This window comes from Pueribacillus sp. YX66, from assembly GCF_041725775.1.
In the GTDB taxonomy this organism is placed as follows: Bacteria; Bacillota; Bacilli; order Bacillales; family UBA6769; genus Pueribacillus.
The window spans coordinates 1-24,865 of the sequence record NZ_JBEUEL010000027.1 but is presented as its reverse complement, the minus strand read 5'-3'; the positions used below and the strand labels follow the sequence as shown (position 1 = coordinate 24,865).

General features: G+C 36.5%; 25 protein-coding genes, 1 pseudogene and 1 other annotated feature. Of the genes and pseudogenes, 4 read left to right on the top strand and 22 right to left on the bottom strand.

The genetic code is table 11. The annotated features are described in order from the left end of the window. Positions 1-57: 57 nt before the first annotated feature. From ABU914_RS11660 to ABU914_RS11615, 10 genes are all read right to left on the bottom strand, one after another. Positions 58-264 carry a DUF1657 domain-containing protein gene (locus ABU914_RS11660; RefSeq protein WP_379669904.1) on the bottom strand — a complete coding sequence of 69 codons (207 nt, stop codon included), beginning with the start codon at positions 262-264 and terminating at the stop codon, positions 58-60. 106 nt (positions 265-370) lie between these two features. Beyond that, positions 371-1,171 (bottom strand): amino acid ABC transporter ATP-binding protein, encoded by an 801-nt coding sequence (locus tag ABU914_RS11655; protein ID WP_379669903.1) that lies wholly within the window; start codon positions 1,169-1,171, stop codon positions 371-373. Between the two features lie 16 nt (positions 1,172-1,187). Beyond that, a complete protein-coding gene (gene ehuD, locus ABU914_RS11650; protein ID WP_379669902.1) occupies positions 1,188-1,889 on the bottom strand; it encodes an ectoine/hydroxyectoine ABC transporter permease subunit EhuD in 702 nt (233 codons plus the stop codon). Then, positions 1,886-2,545: an amino acid ABC transporter permease gene (locus ABU914_RS11645; RefSeq protein ID WP_379669922.1), complete on the bottom strand. Its 660-nt coding sequence runs from the start codon at positions 2,543-2,545 to the stop codon at positions 1,886-1,888. Before ABU914_RS11645 ends, ehuD begins: the two co-directional genes overlap by 4 nt. A gap of 86 nt (positions 2,546-2,631) precedes the next feature. Then, the gene (gene ehuB / locus ABU914_RS11640; RefSeq protein ID WP_379669901.1) at positions 2,632-3,501 is read right to left on the bottom strand and encodes an ectoine/hydroxyectoine ABC transporter substrate-binding protein EhuB; all 870 of its coding nucleotides are present in this window, start codon (positions 3,499-3,501) and stop codon (positions 2,632-2,634) included. A gap of 249 nt (positions 3,502-3,750) precedes the next feature. Continuing rightward, positions 3,751-4,242, bottom strand: a complete 492-nt coding sequence (locus ABU914_RS11635; RefSeq protein ID WP_379669900.1) for a dihydrofolate reductase — start codon at positions 4,240-4,242, stop codon at positions 3,751-3,753. Then, positions 4,239-5,033, bottom strand: coding sequence for a thymidylate synthase (locus tag ABU914_RS11630; protein WP_379669899.1), 795 nt, complete (start codon positions 5,031-5,033; stop codon positions 4,239-4,241). The genes ABU914_RS11635 and ABU914_RS11630 overlap by 4 nt, the downstream gene beginning before the upstream one ends. 65 nt (positions 5,034-5,098) lie before the next feature. Continuing rightward, a complete protein-coding gene (trhO, locus tag ABU914_RS11625) occupies positions 5,099-6,019 on the bottom strand; it encodes an oxygen-dependent tRNA uridine(34) hydroxylase TrhO (protein WP_379669898.1) in 921 nt (306 codons plus the stop codon). 72 nt (positions 6,020-6,091) lie between these two features. After that, complete coding sequence (locus ABU914_RS11620; RefSeq protein ID WP_379669921.1) at positions 6,092-7,234, bottom strand: LL-diaminopimelate aminotransferase; 1,143 nt, start codon at positions 7,232-7,234, stop codon at positions 6,092-6,094. Between the two features lie 95 nt (positions 7,235-7,329). Further along, positions 7,330-7,578 carry a YhdB family protein gene (locus tag ABU914_RS11615; protein ID WP_379669897.1) on the bottom strand — a complete coding sequence of 83 codons (249 nt, stop codon included), beginning with the start codon at positions 7,576-7,578 and terminating at the stop codon, positions 7,330-7,332. 175 nt (positions 7,579-7,753) lie between these two features. Between ABU914_RS11615 and ABU914_RS11610 the strand changes: the two genes are divergently transcribed. Next, entirely contained in the window at positions 7,754-8,713 is a 960-nt protein-coding gene (locus tag ABU914_RS11610) for an MBL fold metallo-hydrolase (RefSeq protein WP_379669896.1), read from the top strand. 34 nt (positions 8,714-8,747) lie between these two features. On the opposite strand, the gene ABU914_RS11605 is transcribed toward ABU914_RS11610, so the two are convergent. From ABU914_RS11605 to ABU914_RS11595, 3 genes are all read right to left on the bottom strand, one after another. Then, positions 8,748-9,992: a glutamate-5-semialdehyde dehydrogenase gene (locus ABU914_RS11605; protein ID WP_379669895.1), complete on the bottom strand. Its 1,245-nt coding sequence runs from the start codon at positions 9,990-9,992 to the stop codon at positions 8,748-8,750. After that, positions 9,983-11,119 carry a glutamate 5-kinase gene (gene proB / locus ABU914_RS11600; protein ID WP_379669894.1) on the bottom strand — a complete coding sequence of 379 codons (1,137 nt, stop codon included), beginning with the start codon at positions 11,117-11,119 and terminating at the stop codon, positions 9,983-9,985. The genes ABU914_RS11605 and proB overlap by 10 nt, the downstream gene beginning before the upstream one ends. Before the next feature lie 57 nt (positions 11,120-11,176). After that, positions 11,177-11,385: a binding site (T-box leader), on the bottom strand. 244 nt (positions 11,386-11,629) lie between these two features. Next, a complete protein-coding gene (locus tag ABU914_RS11595) occupies positions 11,630-11,818 on the bottom strand; it encodes a zinc-finger domain-containing protein (protein ID WP_379669893.1) in 189 nt (62 codons plus the stop codon). A gap of 138 nt (positions 11,819-11,956) precedes the next feature. Here ABU914_RS11595 and metA point away from each other — a divergent pair, with 138 nt between their 5' ends. Together metA and ABU914_RS11585 are read left to right on the top strand one after the other, a co-directional pair. Next, positions 11,957-12,865, top strand: a complete 909-nt coding sequence (gene metA, locus ABU914_RS11590) for a homoserine O-acetyltransferase MetA (RefSeq protein WP_379669892.1) — start codon at positions 11,957-11,959, stop codon at positions 12,863-12,865. A 47-nt stretch (positions 12,866-12,912) separates the two neighbouring features. Beyond that, positions 12,913-14,232 carry a bifunctional folylpolyglutamate synthase/dihydrofolate synthase gene (locus ABU914_RS11585; protein WP_379669891.1) on the top strand — a complete coding sequence of 440 codons (1,320 nt, stop codon included), beginning with the start codon at positions 12,913-12,915 and terminating at the stop codon, positions 14,230-14,232. Positions 14,233-14,276: 44 nt separating this feature from the next. Here the strand turns inward: ABU914_RS11585 and ABU914_RS11580 are convergent, their stop codons facing one another. Beyond that, positions 14,277-14,516, bottom strand: coding sequence for an IDEAL domain-containing protein (locus tag ABU914_RS11580; RefSeq protein WP_379669890.1), 240 nt, complete (start codon positions 14,514-14,516; stop codon positions 14,277-14,279). A 156-nt stretch (positions 14,517-14,672) separates the two neighbouring features. On the opposite strand from ABU914_RS11580, the gene ABU914_RS11575 reads away from it, so the two are divergent. Beyond that, a complete protein-coding gene (locus ABU914_RS11575; RefSeq protein ID WP_379669889.1) occupies positions 14,673-15,545 on the top strand; it encodes an NAD(P)-dependent oxidoreductase in 873 nt (290 codons plus the stop codon). Between the two features lie 46 nt (positions 15,546-15,591). Here the strand turns inward: ABU914_RS11575 and ABU914_RS11570 are convergent, their stop codons facing one another. From ABU914_RS11570 to ABU914_RS11535, 8 genes and pseudogenes are all read right to left on the bottom strand, one after another. Further along, the gene (locus ABU914_RS11570; RefSeq protein WP_379669888.1) at positions 15,592-19,329 is read right to left on the bottom strand and encodes a dynamin family protein; all 3,738 of its coding nucleotides are present in this window, start codon (positions 19,327-19,329) and stop codon (positions 15,592-15,594) included. A gap of 176 nt (positions 19,330-19,505) precedes the next feature. Further along, the gene (gene cshA / locus ABU914_RS11565; RefSeq protein ID WP_379669887.1) at positions 19,506-20,927 is read right to left on the bottom strand and encodes a degradosome RNA helicase CshA; all 1,422 of its coding nucleotides are present in this window, start codon (positions 20,925-20,927) and stop codon (positions 19,506-19,508) included. Positions 20,928-20,995: 68 nt separating this feature from the next. Continuing rightward, on the bottom strand, positions 20,996-21,640 hold the full coding sequence (locus tag ABU914_RS11560) for a hypothetical protein (RefSeq protein WP_379669886.1): 645 nt from the start codon (positions 21,638-21,640) through the stop codon (positions 20,996-20,998). 25 nt (positions 21,641-21,665) lie between these two features. Further along, positions 21,666-22,463, bottom strand: a complete 798-nt coding sequence (locus ABU914_RS11555; protein ID WP_379669885.1) for a GDSL-type esterase/lipase family protein — start codon at positions 22,461-22,463, stop codon at positions 21,666-21,668. 7 nt (positions 22,464-22,470) lie between these two features. Continuing rightward, positions 22,471-22,788, bottom strand: coding sequence for a hypothetical protein (locus ABU914_RS11550; RefSeq protein ID WP_379669884.1), 318 nt, complete (start codon positions 22,786-22,788; stop codon positions 22,471-22,473). Positions 22,789-22,795: 7 nt separating this feature from the next. Beyond that, positions 22,796-23,215, bottom strand: coding sequence for an acyl-CoA thioesterase (locus tag ABU914_RS11545; RefSeq protein ID WP_379669883.1), 420 nt, complete (start codon positions 23,213-23,215; stop codon positions 22,796-22,798). Positions 23,216-23,846: 631 nt separating this feature from the next. Then, a complete protein-coding gene (istB, locus tag ABU914_RS11540) occupies positions 23,847-24,551 on the bottom strand; it encodes an IS21-like element helper ATPase IstB (protein ID WP_379669882.1) in 705 nt (234 codons plus the stop codon). 53 nt (positions 24,552-24,604) lie between these two features. After that, a pseudogene (locus tag ABU914_RS11535) lies at positions 24,605-24,865 on the bottom strand (IS21 family transposase); the annotation flags it as partial.

The following is a 24,865-nucleotide window of genomic DNA, read 5'->3' as shown; positions in this document are numbered from 1 at the left end:
AACAGTCTTTATATATGTACTCCCACCTAAGCAGGCGGCAGGCGGGAGCTACTTTGACTACTGTTGTCGATATTGAGGTTCTTCTGCTTCAATTTCTTGAAGTCTTTGATCGACTTGATCGACGATCATTTGCGTCTGTTGTGCCGCCTGTTGGAACATTTGTTTAGCTTGTTGATTTTCCGTTTGGAGCGCAAATGTTTCTAAACTTGCTTGAGCACTTTTTAAACCTGCGACAGTTTGTCTCACTTGATCTACAACAGTCACTCAGCTTCCTCCCTTATTTCCTGAATTTAACGATACGGTACTTATTTTTTACATTATACGTTTACATATGCTTGTCATTTTTAACCAAAGAAACCTCCTGATTTTTTCAGGAGGTTATTAATGTTTGGGCTTGATGATGATTTGTAAATCTACTTAGAAATGCTTTTAACCGTTCACTTTTCGGATTGTTTAACATTAGCGATGGTGGTCCTTCTGCTTCAATCACACCATCATTTAAAAATAAAATCCGATCGGCAATGTCTTTCGCAAAATCCATTTCATGTGTAACTAAGATCATAGCCATATTTCCTTCCTCAGCAAGCTCTCGAATGACTTCAAGAACTTCGCCAACGAGCTCTGGATCTAATGCTGATGTAACTTCATCAAACAGCATAATTTTTGGTCGCATTACTAATGCACGTGCCATCGCTACTCGTTGTTTTTGACCACCTGATAATTGTGAAGGATACAAATCAACTTTATCTGACAATCCAACTTTATCTAACATTTCCAGAGAACGTTCTCTCACAACTTCTTCCTTTTCTTTTTTGACGTGAATCGGAGCACTCATGCAGTTTTCCAATATCGTCATATGAGGAAATAAATTAAAATGTTGGAACACCATACCAATATCTCCTCGTATGCTGCGTAAATGTGCTTCGTTTGCAGTAACTAGCTTGTCGTTTTTCCGCATTTGCCATAAATTTTTATGATTGACATAAATCGTACCAGACGTTGGCTGTTCCAATGTCATTAACATACGAATGATCGTCGTTTTTCCTGAACCACTTGGACCGATGAGTGCCACTTTCTCCGTTGGACCAATACTTAAATTAATTCCTTTTAATACGTTAACATCTCCAAAGGATTTATATACATTTTCATACTTTACAATTGGATTACTCACGAATTTTACTCCTTTTTTATGCAGGCTTTGAAGTAACTACCTGCTTTTTGTCAAAATTTTGATTGAACTTCTGTTCCAATTTCTTAATAAAAACAGCTGAAGGATAACTTAACACTAAAAATAGTAAGGCAACGATCGTTAAGGGCTCCAAATATTTCCAATGAATTGAGCCGTATTCATTTGCCATGTGTAACATGCCAACGACACCGATCGTAGAAGCGAGTGGTACTTCCTTAAACATAATGATTAAATAGTTACCAAGCATCGGAATCGTTGGAGGGATCGCTTGTGGTAAAATAATTTTTGACCATTTTTTTGTTTTAGAAAAGTTTAACGCTTCTGCTGCCTCCCATTGTCCTTTATCAACGGATTCAATCCCTGACCGATACACTTCCGAAATATATGTGCTGAAATGAATACCTAATCCTAATATCGCAGCAACAAATGGATGTAATGTCACTCCCACGACAGGAACCATTGGCCAAGCGTAATAAATAAAAAACAATTGAACGAGCGGTGGGGTTGACCGAATAAATTCCATCACCCAGAATACAAGCCATTGAAATGGCTTGAAAGGGATGTTTCGAATGATCAACCAGAAAAAACCGAAAGTTAGTGAAAAAACATAACAAGCAATCGTTAAAAGTAGTGTGATCCATAAGCCTTTAAAAACGTTAGGAAATGCATCAATGAACACTGGCCAACTCCATTCCATCATTGCGCCACTCCCTTCTTAGCCATTCGTTCGAACTTTCTAGTTAAGCCGATGAGTGGTAAGGCAAGAAGAAAGTAAAATCCGAGAATGATTAAATATACCGTTGGAGCTAATGATAAATTTGTACTTCGATAAATGTCACCATAGTACAGAATGTCGGTTAAACCAATTAAAGACACAAGTGAAGTCGCTTTTAAGATGTGAATGAAATAGTTACCAAACTCAGGAAGCATCATGCGGACTGCTTGGGGTAAGATCACAAGTCTCATTCGCTGAAACCTGGACATATTTAACGCAATTGCTGCTTCGGTTTGCCCCTTAGAAATCGAAAGAATCGACGTCCGAACGATTTCCGACATGTATGCGCCATAATTGAGTGAAATCGCTAAAATCCCTGCCCATAAATCACTGCCTAAATGGATTCCAAATAAACCAGGTAACGCATACGAAAACCAAAACAATTGAACGATTAGTGAAGTTCCCCGAAAAATTTCAATGTAAAAACCTGTAAGCTTGCTTAAAAAACGATCGTGAGATAATCGGCAAAAACCAGCGATAAATGCAATCGCATAGGAAAAAATTGCAGAAGTCAATAAGACGATTATTGTTACTTGTAATCCTCTTAGTAATACAGCAAGTATTTCAGTAATTTCATTAATTGCTACCACCCCATATTTACTGTTGAATAAAAAAGGTCAGCTCTTAATAAATGTTAAGAGAACCTGACCTATTATAAAATCGACTATTAAAACTGTTCGCCACTACAAATTTTTTCAGTCTTAATACTATCGTCTGGCACAGTAAATCCGTAATTTTCAGCAAGTTCAGCGATCGTTCCATCCGCTTTTAGCTTCGCTAATGCCTCGTTGTATGCATCCCTCAATGCTTCATTATCTTTTCTAAACGCTGGAGCACCGTAACTTGGAATACCTTCGATATCAGGCTGTTCAAATTCTTCAACAAGCTCGATCTTATTCGAACTTGCTGATTGCAACGCTTCTTTCACTGTCATTTCAGTAGCTGTCGTTGCATGTACTCGTCCAGACTCTACCGCTGAAAACGATGCCGGGATATCAGGAACACTCATAATTTGATCTTCACTTACCCCTTCTTTAATAAGAAAATCATTTTCAGACGCACCCGCCATTACAGCAACTTTAATATTTGGGTTATCCGCAATGTCTTTATAGCTGTATAAGTTTTCGGGGTTACCAGCTTGAACAACCATCCCTTCACCATATTGAATTTCCGGTTCAGCAAAAGCAGCGTTTTCACATCGGTCAGGCTGTATCGCCATTCCAGCTGTAATTGCATCAAATTTGCCAGCATTAAGTCCCGGAATTAACTGACCGAAATCAGCTAGTTTCCCTTCAACTTCATCAATTCCCAATTCTTTAAAAACTGCTTTTGCAATATCAACAGCAGCTCCTTTTAACTCTCCGTCTTCCTCGTAAGCATAAGGTTTTTCATTTGCAAACCCAACTTGTACCGTTCCTTTTTCCTGAAGCGTTGCTAATATGTCGACTTCTTTTGTACTACTAGAATCTAAGTTGCCACAAGCTGAAATAATGACGAATGCTAATAGTAAAATAACAATTCCGTAATATTTCTTCATATTGTACCTCCCTTAGCTAATTACAAGATTGTTAAAAGCATAACAAGGGAAAAAGTTATCTGCAAACAGCATATATTACAAATATTCAGAATTATAATTGCTCTTCTATTATCTCACTGATCTACCTACCAATTACTTGAACTTCTTACATTATGATCCAATTTCCTTCTGTATAGTTTAATATCATACGGATAAAAAAACACCTTGAATCAGATCCAACAAAAATCAAGGTGTTTAATTCGTTCATTTTTATCGTTTTAATCTATCGTAAACTAAGAAACTGTGCTCATACCGATTTTTTTCATCTTTCTTACCCTTCTGTTTCAATACGAGCTTCCAATTCGACATATCGACTTCAGGAAAAAACGTATCTCCTTCAAACGTTTCATCAATAAACGTAATATACATACGATCAACATACGGAAGAAATTGTTCAAACAAATCGGAACCGCCGATTATAAAATACTTATCTTCTTTCTTATTCATAAGTTCTAAAGCTTCTTCAACAGAATGGATGACAACGCAATTTTCTGCTGTATATTGTTTATCTCTCGTTAATATCACATTTTGGCGATTCGGTAACGGACGACCGATCGATTCATACGTTTTTCTGCCCATGACAACCGTATGCCCTGTCGTTAACTTTTTAAAATAAGCTAAATCCGCTGGCAGTTTCCACGGGAGATCGTTATCTTTTCCAATTACACGATTTCGATCCATCGCAACTAAAAAAGAGATCATACAGACACTTCTCCTTTTATGTGTGGATGCGGATCGTAATTTCGAATATTGAAATCTTCATATTTAAAGTCGAAAATCGATTGTACGTTTCGATTGATTTCTATCGAAGGTAATGTCTTTGGGATCCTTGTAAGTTGTAACTTAACCTGGTCAATATGATTTAAATAAATATGCGTGTCACCGAACGTATGAACAAATTCCCCTGGCTTCAATCCACATACTTGAGCAATCATCATCGTTAATAGCGAATACGAAGCAATGTTAAACGGAACTCCTAAAAAAACATCAGCACTCCGTTGATAGAGTTGACACGATAATTTCCCATCGGCAACGTAAAATTGAAAAAGACAGTGACATGGTGGTAACGCCATATCATTTACATCCGCTACGTTCCAAGCACTTACAATAAGGCGGCGAGAATTAGGATTATTTTTAATTTGATCGATAACTTGCGAAATTTGGTCAATTGTTCCGCCCTTGTTATCAGGCCATGATCGCCATTGGTGTCCATAAACAGGACCGAGATCACCATTTTCATCTGCCCATTCATTCCAAATACGGACACCATTTTCATTTAAATATCGGATGTTCGTATCGCCTTTTAAAAACCAGAGTAACTCATGGATAATTGACTTTAAGTGGAGTTTTTTCGTTGTAAGCAGTGGAAACCCTTTTTCTAAATCAAAACGCATTTGATAACCGAAAACACTAATTGTTCCGGTTCCCGTTCGATCCTTTTTCTCAACCCCGTTATTTAAAATATGCCGACATAGATCCAAATACTGTTTCATCCTATTTCCTGCCTTTCTGCAGTAGTATGTAAACTCCCACCTCAATAACCGGTGGGAGTATTTGTTTATGCTTCTTCTTTTTGTAATTCACGTTTATATCTATTTCTAGGATGTTGTCTGCATTCCGCTGAACATGAGCGATAGTGTTTCTCTTCACATTCTTCACAACAGACATGCTGAAGATTGCATTCAGGATTTGCACAGTTTATATAGCGATCTTCTTTTTTACCACAATGGTGACAATTGGATACGATAATATCTTCCTTCTGATTCACCCTTACAGATATTCTTTCATCGAATACATAACATTTTCCATCATAAAGTTCGCCTTGAACTTCTTCATTTTTTCCGTACATAATGATGCCACCATGAAGTTGATTCACATCTTTAAAGCCTTCTTCAAGTAAAAAGCCAGTAAATTTTTCACAACGAATGCCACCAGTACAATAGGCGAGAATTTTTTTGTCTTTATGTTCACTTAAGTTTTCTCTTACCCATTCAGGTAATTCTCGGAATGCATTTACTTTTGGATTAATCGCTCCACGGAAATGGCCAATTTCGTATTCATAATCATTTCGCACGTCTAAAATAATAACATCGTCCCGCTGCATCTCTTTATAAAACTCTTTCGGACTCATATATGTACCCGTTAGTTCATTCGGGTTAATGTCATTTTCAAGTCGTAACGAAACAATTTCCTGCCGTGGTCGCACAAACATTTTTTTAAATACATGTCCATCATGTTCGTCAATTTTAAATTGCATATCTGTAAAGCGCGGGTCACTGTGCATCGTTTCAGTATATTTATTCGTTTGCTCAACTGTCCCCGAAACGGTGCCATTAATTCCTTCTTCAGCTACGAGAATTCTTCCTTTTAAACCAAGTTCTTTGCAAAATTTAAGATGCTCAGCTGCATATTCTTCATAATTTTCAATATGGACGTATTTATAATACAATAATACTCGGTAAGATTTTTTGCTTTCCAATAGCAAACATCACCTTTCATATTTTACTTACAACTTTTTATCATAACAAAAAGGAAGATATTTGCCAATCTTCTAAAACAGTTTTGCTTCATCTATTTTTTGAACAACTAACTCTAAGTTTGCTTCACTTTCAACGAGACCTATTCGAACGTATCCTTCCCCATACGCTCCAAAGGCAGAACCCGGTGTCACTACGACGCCAGCTTTATCCATTAATTTTAATGTGAATTGTAGTGAGGTTACACCATTTGGTATCGGTGCCCAAATGAACATCGTTGCAAGTGGTTTCTCCAGTTTCCAACCAATTGTATTTAAGCCATCTACAAGGACGTTTCGTCGTTCTTTATAAAATAATGCATTTTCTTTTAAAAACGAGTCACCTTCATTTAAAGCTTTCGTTGCTGCACATTGGATTGGCAAAAAAACGCCAAAGTCCAAGTTTGATTTTAACTTGCTAAGCGCTTGAATGACATGTTCATTTCCGACGACATAAGCAATTCTGCACCCCGCCATATTGAAGCTCTTTGATAACGAGTTAAACTCTACACCAACTTCTTTCGCTCCGGGAATGGATAAAAAACTAAGCGGTTTTTCACCTGAAAAATTTAATTCGGAATACGCAAAATCATGGACGACAATGATGTTATTTTTTTTAGCAAATTCGACAACATCTTTGAAAAATTGTTTCGTTGGCAATGCTGGAACTGGGTTACCAGGAAAATTAAGAAACATTATTTTTGCTTTTTGCGCTACTTCAATCGGAATAGCTTGCAAATTTGGTAAAAAATTGTTTTTCTTTTCAAGTGGCATGTAATACACATTTGCATTAGCTAAATCAGCACCGGTTTGATAAGCGGGGTAACATGGATTCGGAAGCAATACGAGATCACCTGGATTTACTAATACAAGGGGTAGATGTACGAGCCCTTCCTGTGAACCAGATAATTGTACAACTTCTCTATTTTCATCTAAATCGACTGTATATCGCCTTTTGTAAAAATGAGCAACGGCTTCATTAAATTCACTTGTGCCCTTTAACGTGTAACCGTAATGATTTCGTTGCTGAACCGCAGACATTAACTCTTCAAGTACGAACGGTGGCGGTGGCAAATCAGGGCTTCCAATACTTAAATCAAACATTTCTTTCCCTTCAGATATTTTCTGTTGTTTATGTTGAGCCATTTCTGTAAAAATGCTCGTTTTAAATTTTGACATCAAGTTTGAAGCGTACATGTTACTCCTCCTACACCATTTTCACTATGTTTAGTGTATCATGAATAAAAAAAAGGAGCCGTATTAAGATTGGCTCCTTATGTGAGTGTCACAATTTCAACTCGTTCATCGATATGAGACACGAAAACATGGTCAAGATAACGTAACAATGAATTGTAAGCTCGCTCTACTTTTGTAAAGTCTGGATCATACATGTACGCTTTAACAAAGTTTTCAATTTTTTTGGCTAAAAAGTCATCAGCGGTCAATGTCATGATTGTCATTAACTCAGTGCAAGCCATGCGATGGAGGTAGAATAAGGTTGCATCATATTCGTGTGTCTGCATACATAATCCCCCTTCTGTTTGTAGGAGATTACAGTTAGTATGAGAAGTTTCAAACTGAATTACATTACAAAAAATATCCCAATCCAACAGTTCGGAGTATTCAATTTACAATTGAAAACGGTTACCGTAAAATAAATGTATGACGTTTTCTAAAAAATTGAGGGGGTTGCAAAATTTGACTACAGCTATACCAATTGATCTCGGTAATCGAATCCACCTTATTGATGGTATTGATTTAGGAATAAGTGAACGAACAGGTACATATGTCATTCAAGAAGAAAACATTACGTTAATTGAAACGTGTGCGAGTTCATCAATTCCACACATTTTGAAAGGACTTGACTCATTACAAATCGACCTTATGGAAGTAAAGTACATTATCGTCACTCATGTCCACCTTGATCACGCTGGTGGCGCAGGTTTACTCATGGAAAAATGCCCAAATGCGAAGCTTGTCGTTCATCCGAGAGGAGCGAGACACATGATCGATCCATCTCGACTAATACAAGGGGCAAAAGCAGTTTATGGTCCTCAATTTGATTCGCTTTTTAAGCCAATTTTACCAGTACCAGAAGAAAGAGTGATGATCAAAGATGATAATGAAACGTTACAAATCAGCGCAAATTGCGAATTGTTGTTTCTCGATACACCTGGACATGCAAATCACCATTTCAGCATTTACGATCCGATAAGTAATGGAATCTTCATCGGTGATACATTGGGGGTTCAACATAAACAGATTGAAGAGTTTGGTTTTAAATTATATTTACCAGCAACATCTCCTAACCAATTTGATCCCGACAAAACGTTACAGTCATTAGAGCGGATTAAAAATTTAGGTGTTGAGCGAATTTATTTTGGTCATTTTAGTGTAGCCGAAAATGTTCAAGAAGTTTACAGTCAAATTCAACATTGGTTACCTATTTATGTAAAAACAGGAGAAGATGTCTATCGTGAAGGAAAAAGTGTTGATGAACTCGTAAAACGGTTACTTGAAAAAATTTCAATTGTGCTTGATAAATACAATGTTCCGAAAAATCATGTGATTTATAAAATATTACAAATGGATTTACAAGTCTTCTCGATGGGACTGCTTGATTATTTTTCCAAAAAAGAAAAATCCGAAGTGAAATAATTCTTCGGATTTTTTGTGCATTGTGTATACGCATTTAAGAACGAATTTGTCCTTTACCTTTAATTACATATTTGTTTGTCGTTAATGCTTTTAGCCCCATCGGTCCGCGTGCGTGAAGCTTTTGAGTACTAATTCCGATTTCAGCTCCAAATCCAAATTCAAACCCATCCGTAAATCGTGTGGAAGCATTATGATAAAGCGAAGAAGCATCGACACTTTGGAAAAAACGTTTAACACTTTCGCTATTTTCAGTTACAATCGCCTCAGAATGTTTTGTGCCGTACTGATTAATATGAGCGATTGCTTCCTCAACATTTTCAACCGTTTTTACCGCTAACACTAAATCAAGATATTCAGTCGCCCAATCTTCTTCTGTTGCTTCTTTCACTCCATCATGTTGACTGACAACGTAATCATCACCGTACAATTCAACACCATTCGCTTCCAATTCTTTTAATAAATCAATTAAATGTTGTTTCGCCCACTCTTTGTGAACGAGTAGTGTTTCAATTGCATTGCAAACAGATGGACGCTGTACTTTTGCATTTATTGCAATCTGAATCCCCATCTCTTTATTTGCAGATTCATCGATGAATACGTGACAATTCCCAGCACCCGTTTCTAAAACTGGAATTGTAGCATTGTTAACAACTGTGCGAATTAAATTTTCTCCACCCCGCGGAATGAGTACATCGAGATATTCGTTTAACTTAAACAATTTTGCTGCTGTTTCTCTGCTTGTGTCCTCCAACAGTTGAACGGCATCCACAGGAAGCGAAGTTTTGGCTAACGCTTTGTGAATAATCGACACTAGCGCCTTATTCGATTCAATCGCAGATGAACTGCCACGTAAAATAACAGCATTGCTTGTTTTTAAACATAATCCAGCTGCATCCACGGTTACATTTGGTCTTGCTTCGTAAATCATTCCGACAACACCTATTGGTACACGAACACTTTCAATTTGAAGGCCATTCGGACGATCCCATGATTCCATCACTTCACCGATCGGATCATCTAACTGTGCCACTTCGTTTAATCCGTCTGCAATTCCTTGAAGGCGTACTTCATTAATTGCTAAACGATCAAGTAATGCGCTGCTAAGACCATCTTGTCTTCCATTTTCAAGATCAAGTTTATTTTGCTCTATAATGTAGTCTTTATTTTTGATTAGTTCTTCTGCAATTGTTTTTAACGCATGATTTTTTTCTTCTGTTGATGCGATCGAGACGAATGCAGAAGCAGTCTTTGCTTTTTTTGCTTTTTCAATTAATTCCATTGCTCTCGCTCCTTTTCCAATAATGTACGTACAATCATATGGTCACGATGAATAACTTCACTTACAGTACGTTTCGTAATATTCTTCGCTTTTTCACTCGGCATTCCTTTTACTTTAAGTAATTCATCTGAAGAATAGTTAACTTCACCTTTTGCAATTTGCTGACCAGCTATATTTTTAATCTCAACGACGTTACCAACTGTAAAATGACCTTCGACCGCTACAACCCCAGCTGGTAAAAGACTTCTTCCCTTCATAAGCAACGCTTCTTCTGCTCCTTTATCAACGACAAGGGCTCCGGAAATCGGTGAATGTAACGCAAGCCACTGTTTATTGTTTTTCACCCAATATGAGGTTGGTGCCCCGATGTATGTGCCATCACCTTTACCATTTAAAACATCAAGAAGCTTGTTTTCTCCGAATCCTTTTCCAATAAAACATTTTACTCCAAGTGACAATGCTGTTTTTGCAGCTTCAAGCTTCGAACGCATGCCGCCTGTTCCAACAGATGAGCCATTTTCATTTGCTTGTGCCATTAACTCACTAGTGATTTCTTTTAAGAAGTTATATTTTTTTGCATCTGAATTCATTCTAGGGTCCTTATTATATAAGCCATTTGTATCTGTTAAAATAATTAAAAAATCAGCACTAATAATTCCGCTAACGAGCGCTGATAACATATCGTTATCACCAAAAGTAAGTTCTTCCACAGAAACTGAATCATTTTCATTGATAATCGGCAGAACATTTCGATGTAGTAATTCAGATAATGTTTGGTAAATATTGCGGTATTGATCACGATTTTTAAAATTATTTCTCGTAAGCAACATTTGTGCTGTAACGATATCAAACCGTGAAAACGATTCTCCATAGCTTTGCATTAACAGCGATTGACCAACTGCAGCAGCCGATTGTTTACCTGCAATCGTAACAGGTCGTGTCGGATAACCAAGTTTATGAAAACCAGCTGCTACCGCACCGGATGAGATGAGGACAACTTCATTGCCTGCTCGTTTAATTTTTGCAATCGCATCGACATGCTCATTTAATTTGCTTAACGATAAGCTCCCATTATCATTTGTTAAAGAGCTGCTACCAATTTTTACGACGATTCGTTGTTTCCTCATTTCTTTCACCTTTCCATATGACAACTTGCAGATTAAAGAAAAAACTTTCCAATCCTATAAAAGGACGGAAAGTTTTCCGTGGTACCACCTTTTTTGACACGTATATTAAATGTCCACTTCAATCGATAACGGTGTGTTCCGGTCAAACTTGTACGTTGACAGCTCAAGGGCAGGTTCAAAAGGGTCATGTAATAGGATCTTTCAGCCGTGAATCCTACTCTCTAATACAAGACGGTCTTTTTACTAATCCCTATCATAGCAAACCTAATATAATGTTACCATAATTATTACCAATATAAGTGGAAAAGTCAATATTTGTGCGCATTTTTAGTCTGTAACTGTACCCTTTTGAAGCGGAAGGGACAAAAATTCCTAATTGTGAAAGTACAACTTCGGCTTCATTAGCAATGTGTCCGAAGAAAAGCCCGTAACTTCCCCAAAAGAAACGGTTTCGAACACGTTCAAAAAACGGATACAATATGCATATTAATTATCATTTATGTAATTATCTTAACTGTCACGACTAACTAACATTTTTCCATACGTTTTTAATTCGTCACCTACAGAACATTGTTGGATACAAAAACGCTGCGCATGATTTTTACCGTATGTCTGACGTAAATATTTATTTAAAAAACAATCTTGACAAAAGGTATCAAGCAATTCGTTCACTTTATGAACAACGAGTTTTCTTTCCACTCAGTAATCCCCCTCTGTAACAATTAAAACATCCAAGTGATTAAGCTTACTTATGTGCTATTTTTATAATTTATATGATAAAATAAATGATACACGTGACACCACGATCAAAAATATGGAATAAGGAGCTTTTTTGCTATGCCAATAAATATCCCTACTGACTTACCAGCTAAAGAAATATTAGAGAAAGAAAATATATTTGTAATGGATAACCAACGAGCCTATACCCAAGATATTAGGCCTTTAAATATTGTTATACTTAACCTTATGCCTGAAAAAGTTAAAACTGAAACACAATTACTTCGATTGTTAGGGAATTCACCATTGCAAGTCAACATTACGTTAATCATTCCTGAAACGCATCAACCAAAAACAACAGCTAAATCACACCTAGATTCATTTTACACAACGTTTAAAAATATAAAACATCGAAAGTTTGATGGCATGATCATCACTGGTGCACCTATTGAACACCTTGACTTTACTGATGTGACGTATTGGGATGAACTAAAAGACATCATGGAATGGACGAAAGCGAACGTTACGTCAACATTGCACATATGTTGGGGTGCTCAAGCAGGCCTATATTATCACTACGATATACAAAAGTATGATTTAGACGAAAAAATATTTGGGATCTTTGAACACCGTTTGTTAAAATATAATGTTAGATTATTAAGGGGATTTGATGACCTTTTTTATATTCCCCATTCGCGATATACTGAAGTTCGCCGAGAAGAGATTGAAAATGTGAGAGAATTATCCATTTTATGTGAGTCAGAGGAGGCGGGTGTAACAATCGTTGTAAACGAAAGTGGCTCACAAATTTTTATTACAGGTCACCTCGAATATGATGCCTGTACATTAAGGGACGAATACGAAAGAGATCTAAACAAAGGGCTGGAAATTGCAATACCAAAAAATTATTTTCCAGACGATAACCCGAATAAGCTACCACTTCACACTTGGCGCTCACATGCGAATCTTCTCTTTAGCAACTGGCTTAATTATTATGTTTATCAAGAGACACCATATTATTGGGAGTAAAAAAGGGAAAAAGCCGCAGCTTATGCGGCTTTTTAAGGTATATAGATATGATTCAAACAAAAACTGAAGCTATCGACCTCATTTATTCATCTTATAATAAAGCAAAAACAAGCTCAGATGAAATAACTAGAGTCCAATATCTTGCCCGTGAACTTTTAAATTCGCTCGGATCTCCAGATAATCACAAACAAATCGTTCTCGTTACAGGTAGCAAAGGAAAAGGATCAACCGCTTCATTTATTTCATCGTTATTACATCGTTTAGGGTACAAAACGGGATTATTTACCTCTCCTCATTACATATCGTTTAATGAGAGAGTTCAAGTAAATGGGATACCCATTTCAGATTCAGACTTTGTTCGTCTAGCCAACCGTGTTGCCCCACACGTATATAAAATCGTTGAACGTCTGAAAGCGAATGAATATTTAGGTCCTATCGCCATAAATTTAGCAATTGCTTTACTTTATTTTTCCGAAAAACAGGTTGACTTTATCATTTTAGAAGCGGGAAAAGGTGGCAAAAATGACGATACGAATGTCGTACACAACCAATGGTCTGTAATTACCCCGATCTTTAATGAGCATATCGACGAACTCGGTCCTACGATATCGCACATTATTACGCATAAACTTGGAATTATTAAAAAAAATTCAGTCACTTTAATTAGTAAACAACAAAAAAATATTGTTAAAGAAATAGACAAATCACTTGCGGCTCATGAGAATGTTTTTACGTACGAGCGTGACTTTTCTGTTTTACATTCGGACATTTCAAAATCTGGAATGACGTTTGATTTTAAAACGAGCCGTGCAATATACAAAAATTTGCACGTTCCTTTGTTCGGTTCATTTCAATGTGAGAACATTGCACTTGCAGTGCAAACGTGTGAAAGAATACTTGGTAAAATGATCAACCAAACAGAGATTCACCAATGGCTAAAAACGTTAACGAATTTCGGAAAATGTGAACTACTTTTAGACGAACCTGTCGTTATCGCTGATGCAACGATCAACGAACATTCTGCTACTTATTTACGTGAAGTGATCACATACTTTTCACGTAAAAACGTCGTTGCTATTGTCGGTCTATCAAGAGACAAAGATTATAAAGGAGTCGTTCATACACTGGCGCCATTTACGAAAAGATGTATTATAAGCAAACCGACAAAAGGCTATAAATCTTTTCATGAACAAGAAATTTTCCACTATTCGTCACACTTGTTGCCGTGTGAAGTTGTTTCATCACCCGAAGAAGCAGTGAAGCATGCTTTAAACCAATCAAAAAACGATCTCATTGTAGTCGTCGGAAACCATTCATTTATAGCTGAAACACGACAATGGTTTACGACTATAGTTCAACCGATATAAACAATAAACCCCCCTTTTGCGTATCAAAAGGGGGCTAAAATTACTTATTTATAAATTTGTTTCATCATCTCTTTATATTGTTGTGACAAACTATAAAATTTTTTTTCATCCCTTTTATCAAGTGCATCGTCAATTAAATCTAAAAGTTTTTCACGTTTTGACTTCAAAATCGATTCATCAATGACCATTTGAGAAAAGAGATCGAGCATAAAAGCATTGTCTTTTCTCTGTTTTTCCATAGCAGATTTCTTCATATTTTCTTTGTAGGAGCTCTCATTTCTCATGTTTGTTCCTCCTCTGCTTTTTTTTATTATATCGAATAATGAATGAAATTTCAATCTATTTTTAGTCTTTTCAGAATATTAATCTTATAAATTTACCCGGGACATGCATAAAACTGTGTTAAAATAAATGAAAATGATGGAAGGAGAAGATCATTAATGTCAAATGCTAAAGTAATTGGCTTTATTGGGTTAGGTGCAATGGGATTGCCAATGGCAAAAAATTTAGTGAAAGCAAATTATAGAGTAATCGGATTAAATCGCAGTAAAGGGAAAGAGCAACAATTTATCGATGCTGGCGGAGAAGCTGGGTATACACTACAAGAAGTGATTGAAAAATGTGATGTGCTTATGACGTGCCTGCCTTTCCCAGAAGATGTTGAAAAAGTAATATTAGGAGAGGATGGGATTGTAAACAACGGACGTGCTGGACAAATCATCATCGATTTTAGTACAGTCTCTCCTACGTTAAATCGACAAGTTTATGAACAAGCCGAAGCGAAAAAAATACGTTTTCTCGATGCACCAATTAGCGGGGGTAACTTTGGCGCTGAAGCAGGGACATTAAGCATCATGGTCGGAGGCGACAAAGACGCCTTTGATGAAATGTTGCCTTTATTTGAAGTGTTAGGCGAAAATATTTACCATGTCGGAGATTGTGGTAGCGGATCCATTGTCAAACTCGTTAACAACTTAATGGTTGGTTTCCATACGCAAGCGGTCGCCGAAGCATTAAATCTTGGAGAAAAAATGGGTGTCGATTCTAACGTACTTTTTGATATATTGCATGCAAGCTATGCCCAAAGCCGTGTATTTGACCGACACTATGAAAACTTCATCTCGAAAAATGAATATCATCCTGGCTTTGCTATGAAACTGTTACATAAAGATCTAAGAATTGCCGGTGAGCTTGCAGATGAACAAAATATCCCATTGCCTATCGGTAAAAAGCTAACGGACATGCTTAAAAAAGCTGTTGATTCCGGTCATGGTGATCAAGATATGAGTGCACTTTATCTCTATCTAAAATAAAAACAAATGCTAATGATTAAAAGAACTTGGTGTGAGCCAAGTTCTTTTATAGTGCCTTTATTTTATTGTATGTCGTTTCTAAGTGTTCAAGATCAACGGTAGCAGAAAGGACTGAAAGTTTTCCTTCGCAGTAATCTTCAATTTCTTTTTCAAGTTGTTTTTGCATTGCCTCAATTCCGCATGAAAATTCGTTTTCATAATATGTTTTAAACTGCTCAAAGTTCACTTGTAAATAATGATCCACTGGTTGTTGTAGCGCATCTTCAAACACTTCTCGCATCTCAATTTGCCCGTTATGCTCAAAAAACTGCTTCGGATTTTTAAACATCGCTAGAAGTGGATATAAAGACTGTATATTCAACGAATAAAACGATTCTTGGAAGTTCGGAATCTCAATTTTTCCAAGCTCAAATGAATGTAAAAACTTAGCGGAAACGAGATTATGAATGTTATCTTCAGCTTGTTTAAAAACCGCTGTTACTTGTTTACGCAAAAAAGCTTCAACTCGTAATGAAGTTGCTCTCATTTCTTGAACTAAATCAAATTCAATTGAATCAACGAGTTGTTGTAAACTAATTTTTAATTTTTCCTTTATTGATCGTTCATCGATTTGAAGTACAGCTGGATTAAATGCTTCTTGAAATCGATCGTTAAACCGTAAAAACAACCGTTGTTTCACATAATAAAATAACTCTTCAATCTCTTGAAGAAGCGCTTGTTTTTCTGAAGTCGGATGAATCGTTTCGATAAGTTCGACTAAGCTTCTTCTAGTTTTTTCTGTCTCTTTTCTTTGCTGTAAACGTACTTCTTCCCCTTGTTTTGCTGACGAAAGCCAATCATGTAATGTTGCAATCGTTCGTGTCATCTCCGTCTTTGCTGCTGCTACTGCTGTACTTGTCAATTCAACATGAATAAATTGGTGAAATGCACGTTCGAACGTTTCAATCTTGGAGGAAGCAAACCCTTTCTCAAATAATCCGTTCTTTTCGCTTTCATTTTCGTGAAGTAATTCTTTTAATCTCTCGTATTGTTTATCCGTTATTTCACCACTTTTCCCTAGACGTGACAACAACGCGACTTGGCTTGAAATTGGAAAAATTCTCGGCTTACGAATTTGATGTTGAAGTAAATTATTTTCAACGTGAGTTAAAACTAAGGATAACTCTTCATCAGATTTAGCTAAATCTGCAGCATTGACAATGAAAAACATTTTATCTAATTCAAAAACGTCTTTTACTCTTCCAAGTTGTGTTAAAAAATCTTTATCAGCGTGTGAAAAAGCATGATTGTAATACGTTACAAATAAAATAGCATCAGCATTTTTTATATATTCAAATGCTACACCTGTATGTCTAGCATTAATTGAATCAGCTCCAGGTGTATCAACTAACGTAATTCCTTGTCGAGTGAATGAGCAATCATAATAAAGCTCAACCCATTCGACGAAACACGCTTTTTCTTCCTGTGCAACAAAAGATTGAAATTCATCTAACGAAATGACAAACTCTTTACCAGCGCGTTTACGGTAAAACTCGATTCCTTTTTCAACTGCCTTTAAAAAAGCATAATGCGGTTTTGCTTTCGGTTGTAAGTTTTCGCTATGAATCGTTGCGATTTTCTTTTCTACGGATTGTAGAGATTCGATCGATTCATCTAAAAATTTCATCGACGTCTCAATGTCATGAAATAGATCTTTTTTAGACTTCATTTTGACGACAACCGTTCCATGACGATGTTTTTCATCAACAGGCATAATTTTATTAATCGTAGCCGTTGTTGGATTTGGTGATACAGGTAGTACGGGATGCCCGATTAACGCATTTGCAAACGAAGACTTCCCTGCACTAAACGCTCCAAATAATGCAACGGTATAACGTTGATGTTCTAAACGATTTGCCCGCTCTTGCATTTCTTTCGCTATCGTCGTAAACCCTTTTATTTCACTTACTTCATGAGCGAACAATTTAAGTTTATTTATTGTTTCTTCGACATTCTCGATCGGATTCGGTTCACGCACACTTTTTTCATGATGATTCGGCTGCGATTGTCGCTCTCGCTCACTTATTTGTTGTGAAGCGTTAATTTCCTCCTCGTCATGGACAATCGTAACCTGTGGGTCAGCTGGAAGGCTTGATAATGCATCTGCGACTTCAGCAGAAGAAATTGTAGATTTTTCTAATAATATCGAATGGAATTGTTCATAAATGTGTTGTTCTGCTTGCTGAAGCCGTTTTTCTGCCTCTAGGGCACGAATGACCCCTTCATTTTGTTCAATAGTCGTCTTAAGCTCCTTTAGTTCATCATTAACATTTGATCTAAGCCGAGCTAATAGCTTATCAACCATTTTAAACGCAAAAGCTCGATAAATTTTCTTTGCTTCGTCTGCAACGTCTTCCGCATATTTTAAAAGATAGTCACCGTTTACACTTGCACCGGTTTTTATTTGTTCACTTAATATCTCAATTGGAATATCGATGTCTTCATCATAAATTGATGTAAATAGCGTATTGTCGTTAATTTCATTCTGTTTCGCTTGTTCAACAAGTAATTGTTTAATGTGCCAGTCGAGTTGTGAAGTCACCTTTTCCATAAAATTAGTATAAAACGCATCCATTCTTCGCTGTCGCTCTTGTTCAGTTTTGTTTTTGGAAAATAAAAAACCAACTTTAAAATTCTCTTCGTTTGCCTCCAAATACTGTTTCGCAAGGTCTCGTGTTTCAAAAGGCATTAGAATCGCATTTTTTAATATGTTTGCGATTTCGATTTTTATTTCTTGTTCAAAATGTTCAAGCTTACCTTCAAGTTTCTCTTTACGATGTAAAGCATTTTCATAATCCTCTTTTACTCGACTGACGTCAGCAGATGCGATCGTAGTTTGAAACTGTTCTCTTTTCTCCTCATGTTTAGCTTGTATCCATTGCATATGTTCATTAATGATAGTTGCGGATGCCTTTTGAATGTTGCTAATAAAGAGTTCGTCTTTCTTTTCAATTAACGATTGAATAAACTGTTTTAATTCGTCTAACTCATTAAAGTCAATTTGTTGCATCAATGATGTATAGAAAATGCCGTCTGGATCAATATTCCAATGATTAAACGCCATCTTTACTCCACGTTTAAACTCAGAAAATGGAAGTTCTCCTTCATGATGCTTATCAATTTGGTTAATGACAAAGTAAAGGCGTTTCCCTTGCTCTTTAATTTCTTTTGCAAAATGAAAATTTAATTCCGATTGGACGTGATTATAATCCATCACATAAAAAACGACATCAGCTAAATGAAGTGAAGACGTTGTCGCAACACGGTGAGCATCGTCCGTTGAGTCAATGCCCGGAGTATCTAAAATTGCAACTTGATTCGGAAAATGTTCGCTCGGATGACTAATTTCAACAGAGTCCACCTCATCGCCATCGAGACAATAGGCTTTTACTTTGTTAATGTCGTACGGATAGGCAAACTGGACTGGATCACGATTTTTAAAATAAACCCGTGCCCACGGTTCACCAGTTCTCACTTTCACCAAATTTGCACTCGTCGGAATCGGACTCGACGGTAATAAGCTTTCATTCCACAGTTCATTAATCATACTTGATTTTCCAGCTGAAAAATGCCCACAAAAACCAATAGAAAATTCACGTTTTTGAGCTTTACGAATAAGCTGCCACATTTTTTCCCCGCTCGCATCATCACCTTTTTCTTGCATTCGGTGTCGAATAACCGCTAGGCGATTGACCCATTCAGTTATGATGTCTTCTGTCACTCTCTCCGAAACTTTTATATTCATCACTTGTTCCCCACTCTTTATCTATAGTACTTATATTTTAACATATCAGGTCCATTAGAAATGTTATCAAGGTTAATTAAACAAACACTAGGTTCAATAACATGATGCAATGAAAAACTGCCCCATCATTTTGAAAAGGGCAGCTTGTTACGGGAGGAGACCCATGATTAACAATTTTATCTTTGTCTTCTTGACTGGCTCTGCTTCTTTCTATATCTTCGCTCACGGTTTCTACTATAATTACGCTTTTTATTTTCTCTCCGTTTTGTTTTCTTCGCTCTTAATGGCTCAATCGCACTTAATTTAACTGGCGTTGTATTCGGTTCTTTTGTTATCAATTTTAATGCAGCTGACACTAATTGAACGGAGTCTATATCTTCCAATAATTGCTCAGCAGCTACTTTATATTCTTTTAAATCTTCTTCCTCTACTGTTTGTAACAATGCGTCGATCGCATGCTGGCGTTGACCGACTAATAGCTCTTGATAAGTTGGAATTGCTATTTTAACAATTTTTTTCTTCGTCACTCGTTCAATCACTTTTAGATGGTCTAGTTCTCTCGGTGTAACAAATGTTATCGCTAACCCTGTATGTCCTGCTCGTCCTGTTCTTCCGATTCGGTGGACATAACTTTCAGGGTCTTGTGGAATGTCAAAGTTATAGACATGTGTGACACCAGAAATGTCTAACCCTCTCGCTGCCACATCTGTCGCTACCATAATTTCAATCGTTTTATCTTTAAACTTACGAATGACTTGATCACGCTTTAATTGTGTTAAATCGCCATGAATACCTTCGGCAAAGTATCCTCGTTTAATCAATGCTTCAGAAAGTTCATCAACACGCTTTTTCGTTCGCCCAAACACGATGGCAAGTTCTGGCGCTTGAATGTCAAGGAAACGGCACAATACATCAAATTTCTTTTTCTCTTGTATTTCAATATACTGTTGTTCGATATTCGAAACAGTCATTTCTTTAGCTTTAATTTTAATTAATTGTGGTTTATCCATAAACTTCTCAGCTAGCATGCGAATTTGATTCGGCATCGTTGCTGAAAATAGTAACGTTTGTCGTTCGGTCGGCATTTCACTTAAAATCAATTCAATATCTTCAACAAACCCCATATTCAACATTTCATCCGCTTCGTCTAAAACGACTGTTTTAATTCCTTGAAAACGTATCGTTCTTCGGCGCATATGATCCATTAATCGCCCAGGTGTTGCAACAATTAATTGAGGTTTATTTTTTAATGCTCGAATTTGGCGATCAATACTTTGACCTCCATAGATCGGTACAGTTCGAATCCCTTTATGTTGCCCGAGTTTATTTAGTTCTTCCGCAACTTGAATTGCTAATTCTCGCGTTGGCGTTAACACAACCGCTTGGATTGCTCGGTTTTGCTTATCACTGTTTTCAATGATTGGAACTCCGAACGCCGCAGTCTTTCCTGTCCCCGTTTGAGCTTGTCCGATAACATCTTTACCTTCAAGCGCAAGTGGAATAGTTTGTTCTTGAATCGGTGTAGCCGCTTCAAATCCTAGCGCGCTAACTGATTGAATCACTTCGTGGCTTAAATTAAACTCATAAAACGTTTTCAAATGAATATCTCCTTAAAATTTTGAACTTTTATTACTATAATTCCAATTTTTAATGATTTCTAAACCGTTTAACGATAGATAAATGCTTGTAGAAGTTCATCGATTTTTTGTTTATACTTTGCTTGATTCCAAGAATTATAAGACGGGTGAGGGATATTATGAATAATCGTCCAATCCTCGCCTCTCACGGTCGATAGTTTTAAAAATTTTTGTGCAAATCGACCACATGGGATGATTGTACATTTCCGATCAAGCAGTTTTTCTAACTCACTGTTAAAACGGGATAATAGGATGCATTGTAATTCATTCAATTTCTCTGAAGCATATGTTGTTTTTTCGTTTGTCGTTCTTATTTTTTCCAACAAAGTAAAAAATGACTCGTAACGATGGACAAGTTGTTCGTCGTTATATGCTTTTCGTTGCAACGGAATGTTCGAAACATTCATAACCCCAATTTTATTTAACAAGGTCTCGTAATTTCTTACCTCAAGATTCTGTTTAATTAGTAAACCTAACGGCTGATTATACGTTTCCCCAAGCAGCTTAGTTGTCATCGTTTTACCTGAAGAACCAGCGATAGGCGCTTGATGTTTTAACTCTTGAACATGTGGAGATTCTAAAATAAATATAAAAGTAGCCGTGTTTGGAATTAATGATTGCACACTATAATTTTCACTTAATTTTTCAATGATCGTTTGAAAAGATTCGCTCATCTCACTCTCCCCAAAAAAACATTCACTATCTAATGATCTGTTGCTCATGTAACTCTTTCATCACTGTTTCGGCTATACGTTCGTATCCTTCTCGATTTGGATGAAAGTTATCTTCGTGTAACAACACATCGTTATCATTAGAAAAAATGGAGTCGATCTCAACAAAATACGCATCATTAAATTGACTAAGCACTTCTTTTGATTCGGTATTCCATATGTGGATGATTTGATTAATTTCAACAATTTCTGAGAAATAAGTGAAATATGGGTTAAACAATCCAATCATAACAACTGGAACGTCGGTATTTTCTTTACGAATGAGATGCATAATTTGTTTTAAGTTACTTGCAAAATCTTCACTTTGTTTTTCAAATAAATGAACGTTCAAATGAAAAAAATGATTTTTAAACACGTTCATTATATCATTTCCACCTAGTGAAAGGAAAATAACATCTGCTTCTTTTACGTCTTCACGTAATTTTTTTTTCTTCAATTTTTTTACTAATTGCTCACTACGCAATCCTTTTTTCGCTTCATTTTTTAAATGAACTGTAATGACGTTTTTCATTTCTAATTTTTCTTTCACGATACCGATATATCCTTGACTAGATGGATCACCAACACCTACAGTTAGTGAATCACCTAATCCTATAATATTTACTCGTTTCCTTTCAATTAATTGTGTACGTTCAGGTAAAATTTGAACTGTTACCGCTTCAATCGCTTTATGATTACTTACCTTCATTTTAAAAAAATAAATCGATGACCCAATTAACAAAATAGCAACAAGAAAAATATTCATTAACAATAATCTTTTTTTCATCAATGACTCAATCCCATGTTTGACGAATTAACTGAAAACGATGAATTTGATCCCATTGTTTTTCTTTTTTTAAAATGAATATTTGCCTTTCCCCAATTAGATCAAAATGCGGAAACGCATTTCTTCTATCGATCCAAGAGTCTTTCAAATTGTATTGCTTTCCCCAATAGATTAATCGCTCAATATCAATACAACCTACTTTTGTTACTGTATTAGCCTCGGGAAAACGTTCATCAAACCAGTAATGAGTTAAAAAAGCGATTTCCCCTTGCAACACTTTATACTTCCATTTGCTTAACTCACTTCTCGTTATTCCAAATGCCATTTCAAGATCAACTCAACTTCACTTTTTCATACGCTTCATGCCATTCTGGTAAATGCTTTCGAATGGCAATTGGACGAAAGTTGTCTTTAATAACACAAATATGTACACTTTCACCCGTCACACACACTTCATTTTCTCCATTTAATACTTCATAGTGATACGTTACTCTTAACCCATCATATTTTTTGATATAAGTTTTTACTTTCACTTTATCTCCGTATCGAACGGGTTTTTTATAAGATGCTTGCACATCAATAACTGGAGAAATAATCCCCTTCTTTTCCATTTCTACATAACTCAATCCGAGACTATGAATTAATTCCGTTCTACCTAATTCAAACCAAATAATATAGTTCGCATGATAAACAACTCCCATTTGATCAGTTTCCCCATAACGAACTTGAATATCCTTTAATATTGAGTACATTGTAATTCTCACTCTTTCCGCAATCTTGTTTATGTCGTTTACTTCATTATCTTAGCACAAAACTAATTTCTTCTCTCTTAAAGATCGAGTAGAAGGGAATGTTGATTAACTTTCCTCTCACACCACCGTACGTACATACGGCGGTTCAATTTATATTTCAATGTGTACTTTTAGATAATAATTTAGGGCAAAGGAAATTCCCCTTTGCCCTAAACGTTTGTTTAATAATGCTCGATGGATGACTTTCGATAATCCAATAAAACGATAGCCTTTTCGGCAGTAAGTTAAGCCTTTCGCTTCTCCTTCGGGTATACCGAGTTGGACAAGAGCGTTGATTCTCTTCTTGTTGTTCTTGCATTGTTTCCAAATGATGACACGAATTCTTGACCGAAGTTTTCGTTGGAATTTCTGAACAGTCGTCTCATGCGGTCTCGGTTGAAACTGCTTTTTATTTGGGTCAAAGTAAAATCCAAAACCTAAAAACTTCGTTTGGCTAGACGAGAAATTCGACTTTTCTCCATATTGACCTTAAGTCCTAGCTTCTTTTCGATAAACTTGGTAATGGCAGTCATGACTCGGTTTTTTGCTGTTTTTTTGTATTTCGCAAGTGAAAAGTGATCCACTTCGCAATTTAATTTTGATCCACTTGATTGGCTTCAAAATTGATCCATTCCTGCGTTTCTTTCATTCGATAGGAAGGGCCATTCATATTGATGACATGTGATTTATGCGTCAGTCTATCGGTTAGTGCTGCGGTCAGAACAGGGTCGTGGAAGATTTCTTGCCATTTTAGAAATGGTAAATTACTTGTAATGATCGTTGATTTTCTTCCAGCCCGTAAAGAGAGGTGGGTGAATAAGAGTTCCGCACCTTCTTTATCAAAAGAGATATAACCGAGCTCATCAATAATCACAAGATCATACTTCTCAAACTTTAATTCAAAGGACCGTAATGTTCGTTCAGAACGGTGTTCTTTTAGTTGATTGATGAACGACGGTACCGTCGCAAAAAACACTTTATAGCCGGCTAAACATGCTTCCATTCCAAGTCCAATCGTTAGATGTGTTTTCCCTGTACCAGGAGAACCAGCTAAAATGACATTTTGTCCTTCCTTTACAAATTCAAGTGTCTTTAAATGAGGTAGCTTTTGTCTTGCCTGTTCGGGTAAGGTCTCTTCTACTAATTCTTCCAACAGCTTTTTTTGCGGGAAATTCGCTGCTCGGATTCGGTTTTGTTTCGCACGTACGAAACGATCGCTTTGTTCTTGGAGAAGCACCTGAAGCAACACATCAAATGCTTCATCTGGATTTTTAAATGACGTTTCTTCTTGAACCATGTGACGAATACTTGGTAACCGTAATTCTGCATAACTCTACCAATCGCTGTTTTTTATCCACAGTGCGTCACCTCTTCCTCCTGTTGTTGAAAGAGATCTGCATAAGCTTTCAAATTGTGTTCGGATTGAGCCGTAGTCTCATCACGGTAAAGCGATTGTGACTCTATAGGCTCCACTTGTTCACAAATAAAGACGATCTTCTCGGTTGTGACATGGCTTGGACCCATCATGCTTAATTGATTGACTGCTTTCATGACATCGTCTAAGTTATCGTGTTCTCGGATATAGAAGAGTAGCTCTATGAATTCCTTCTC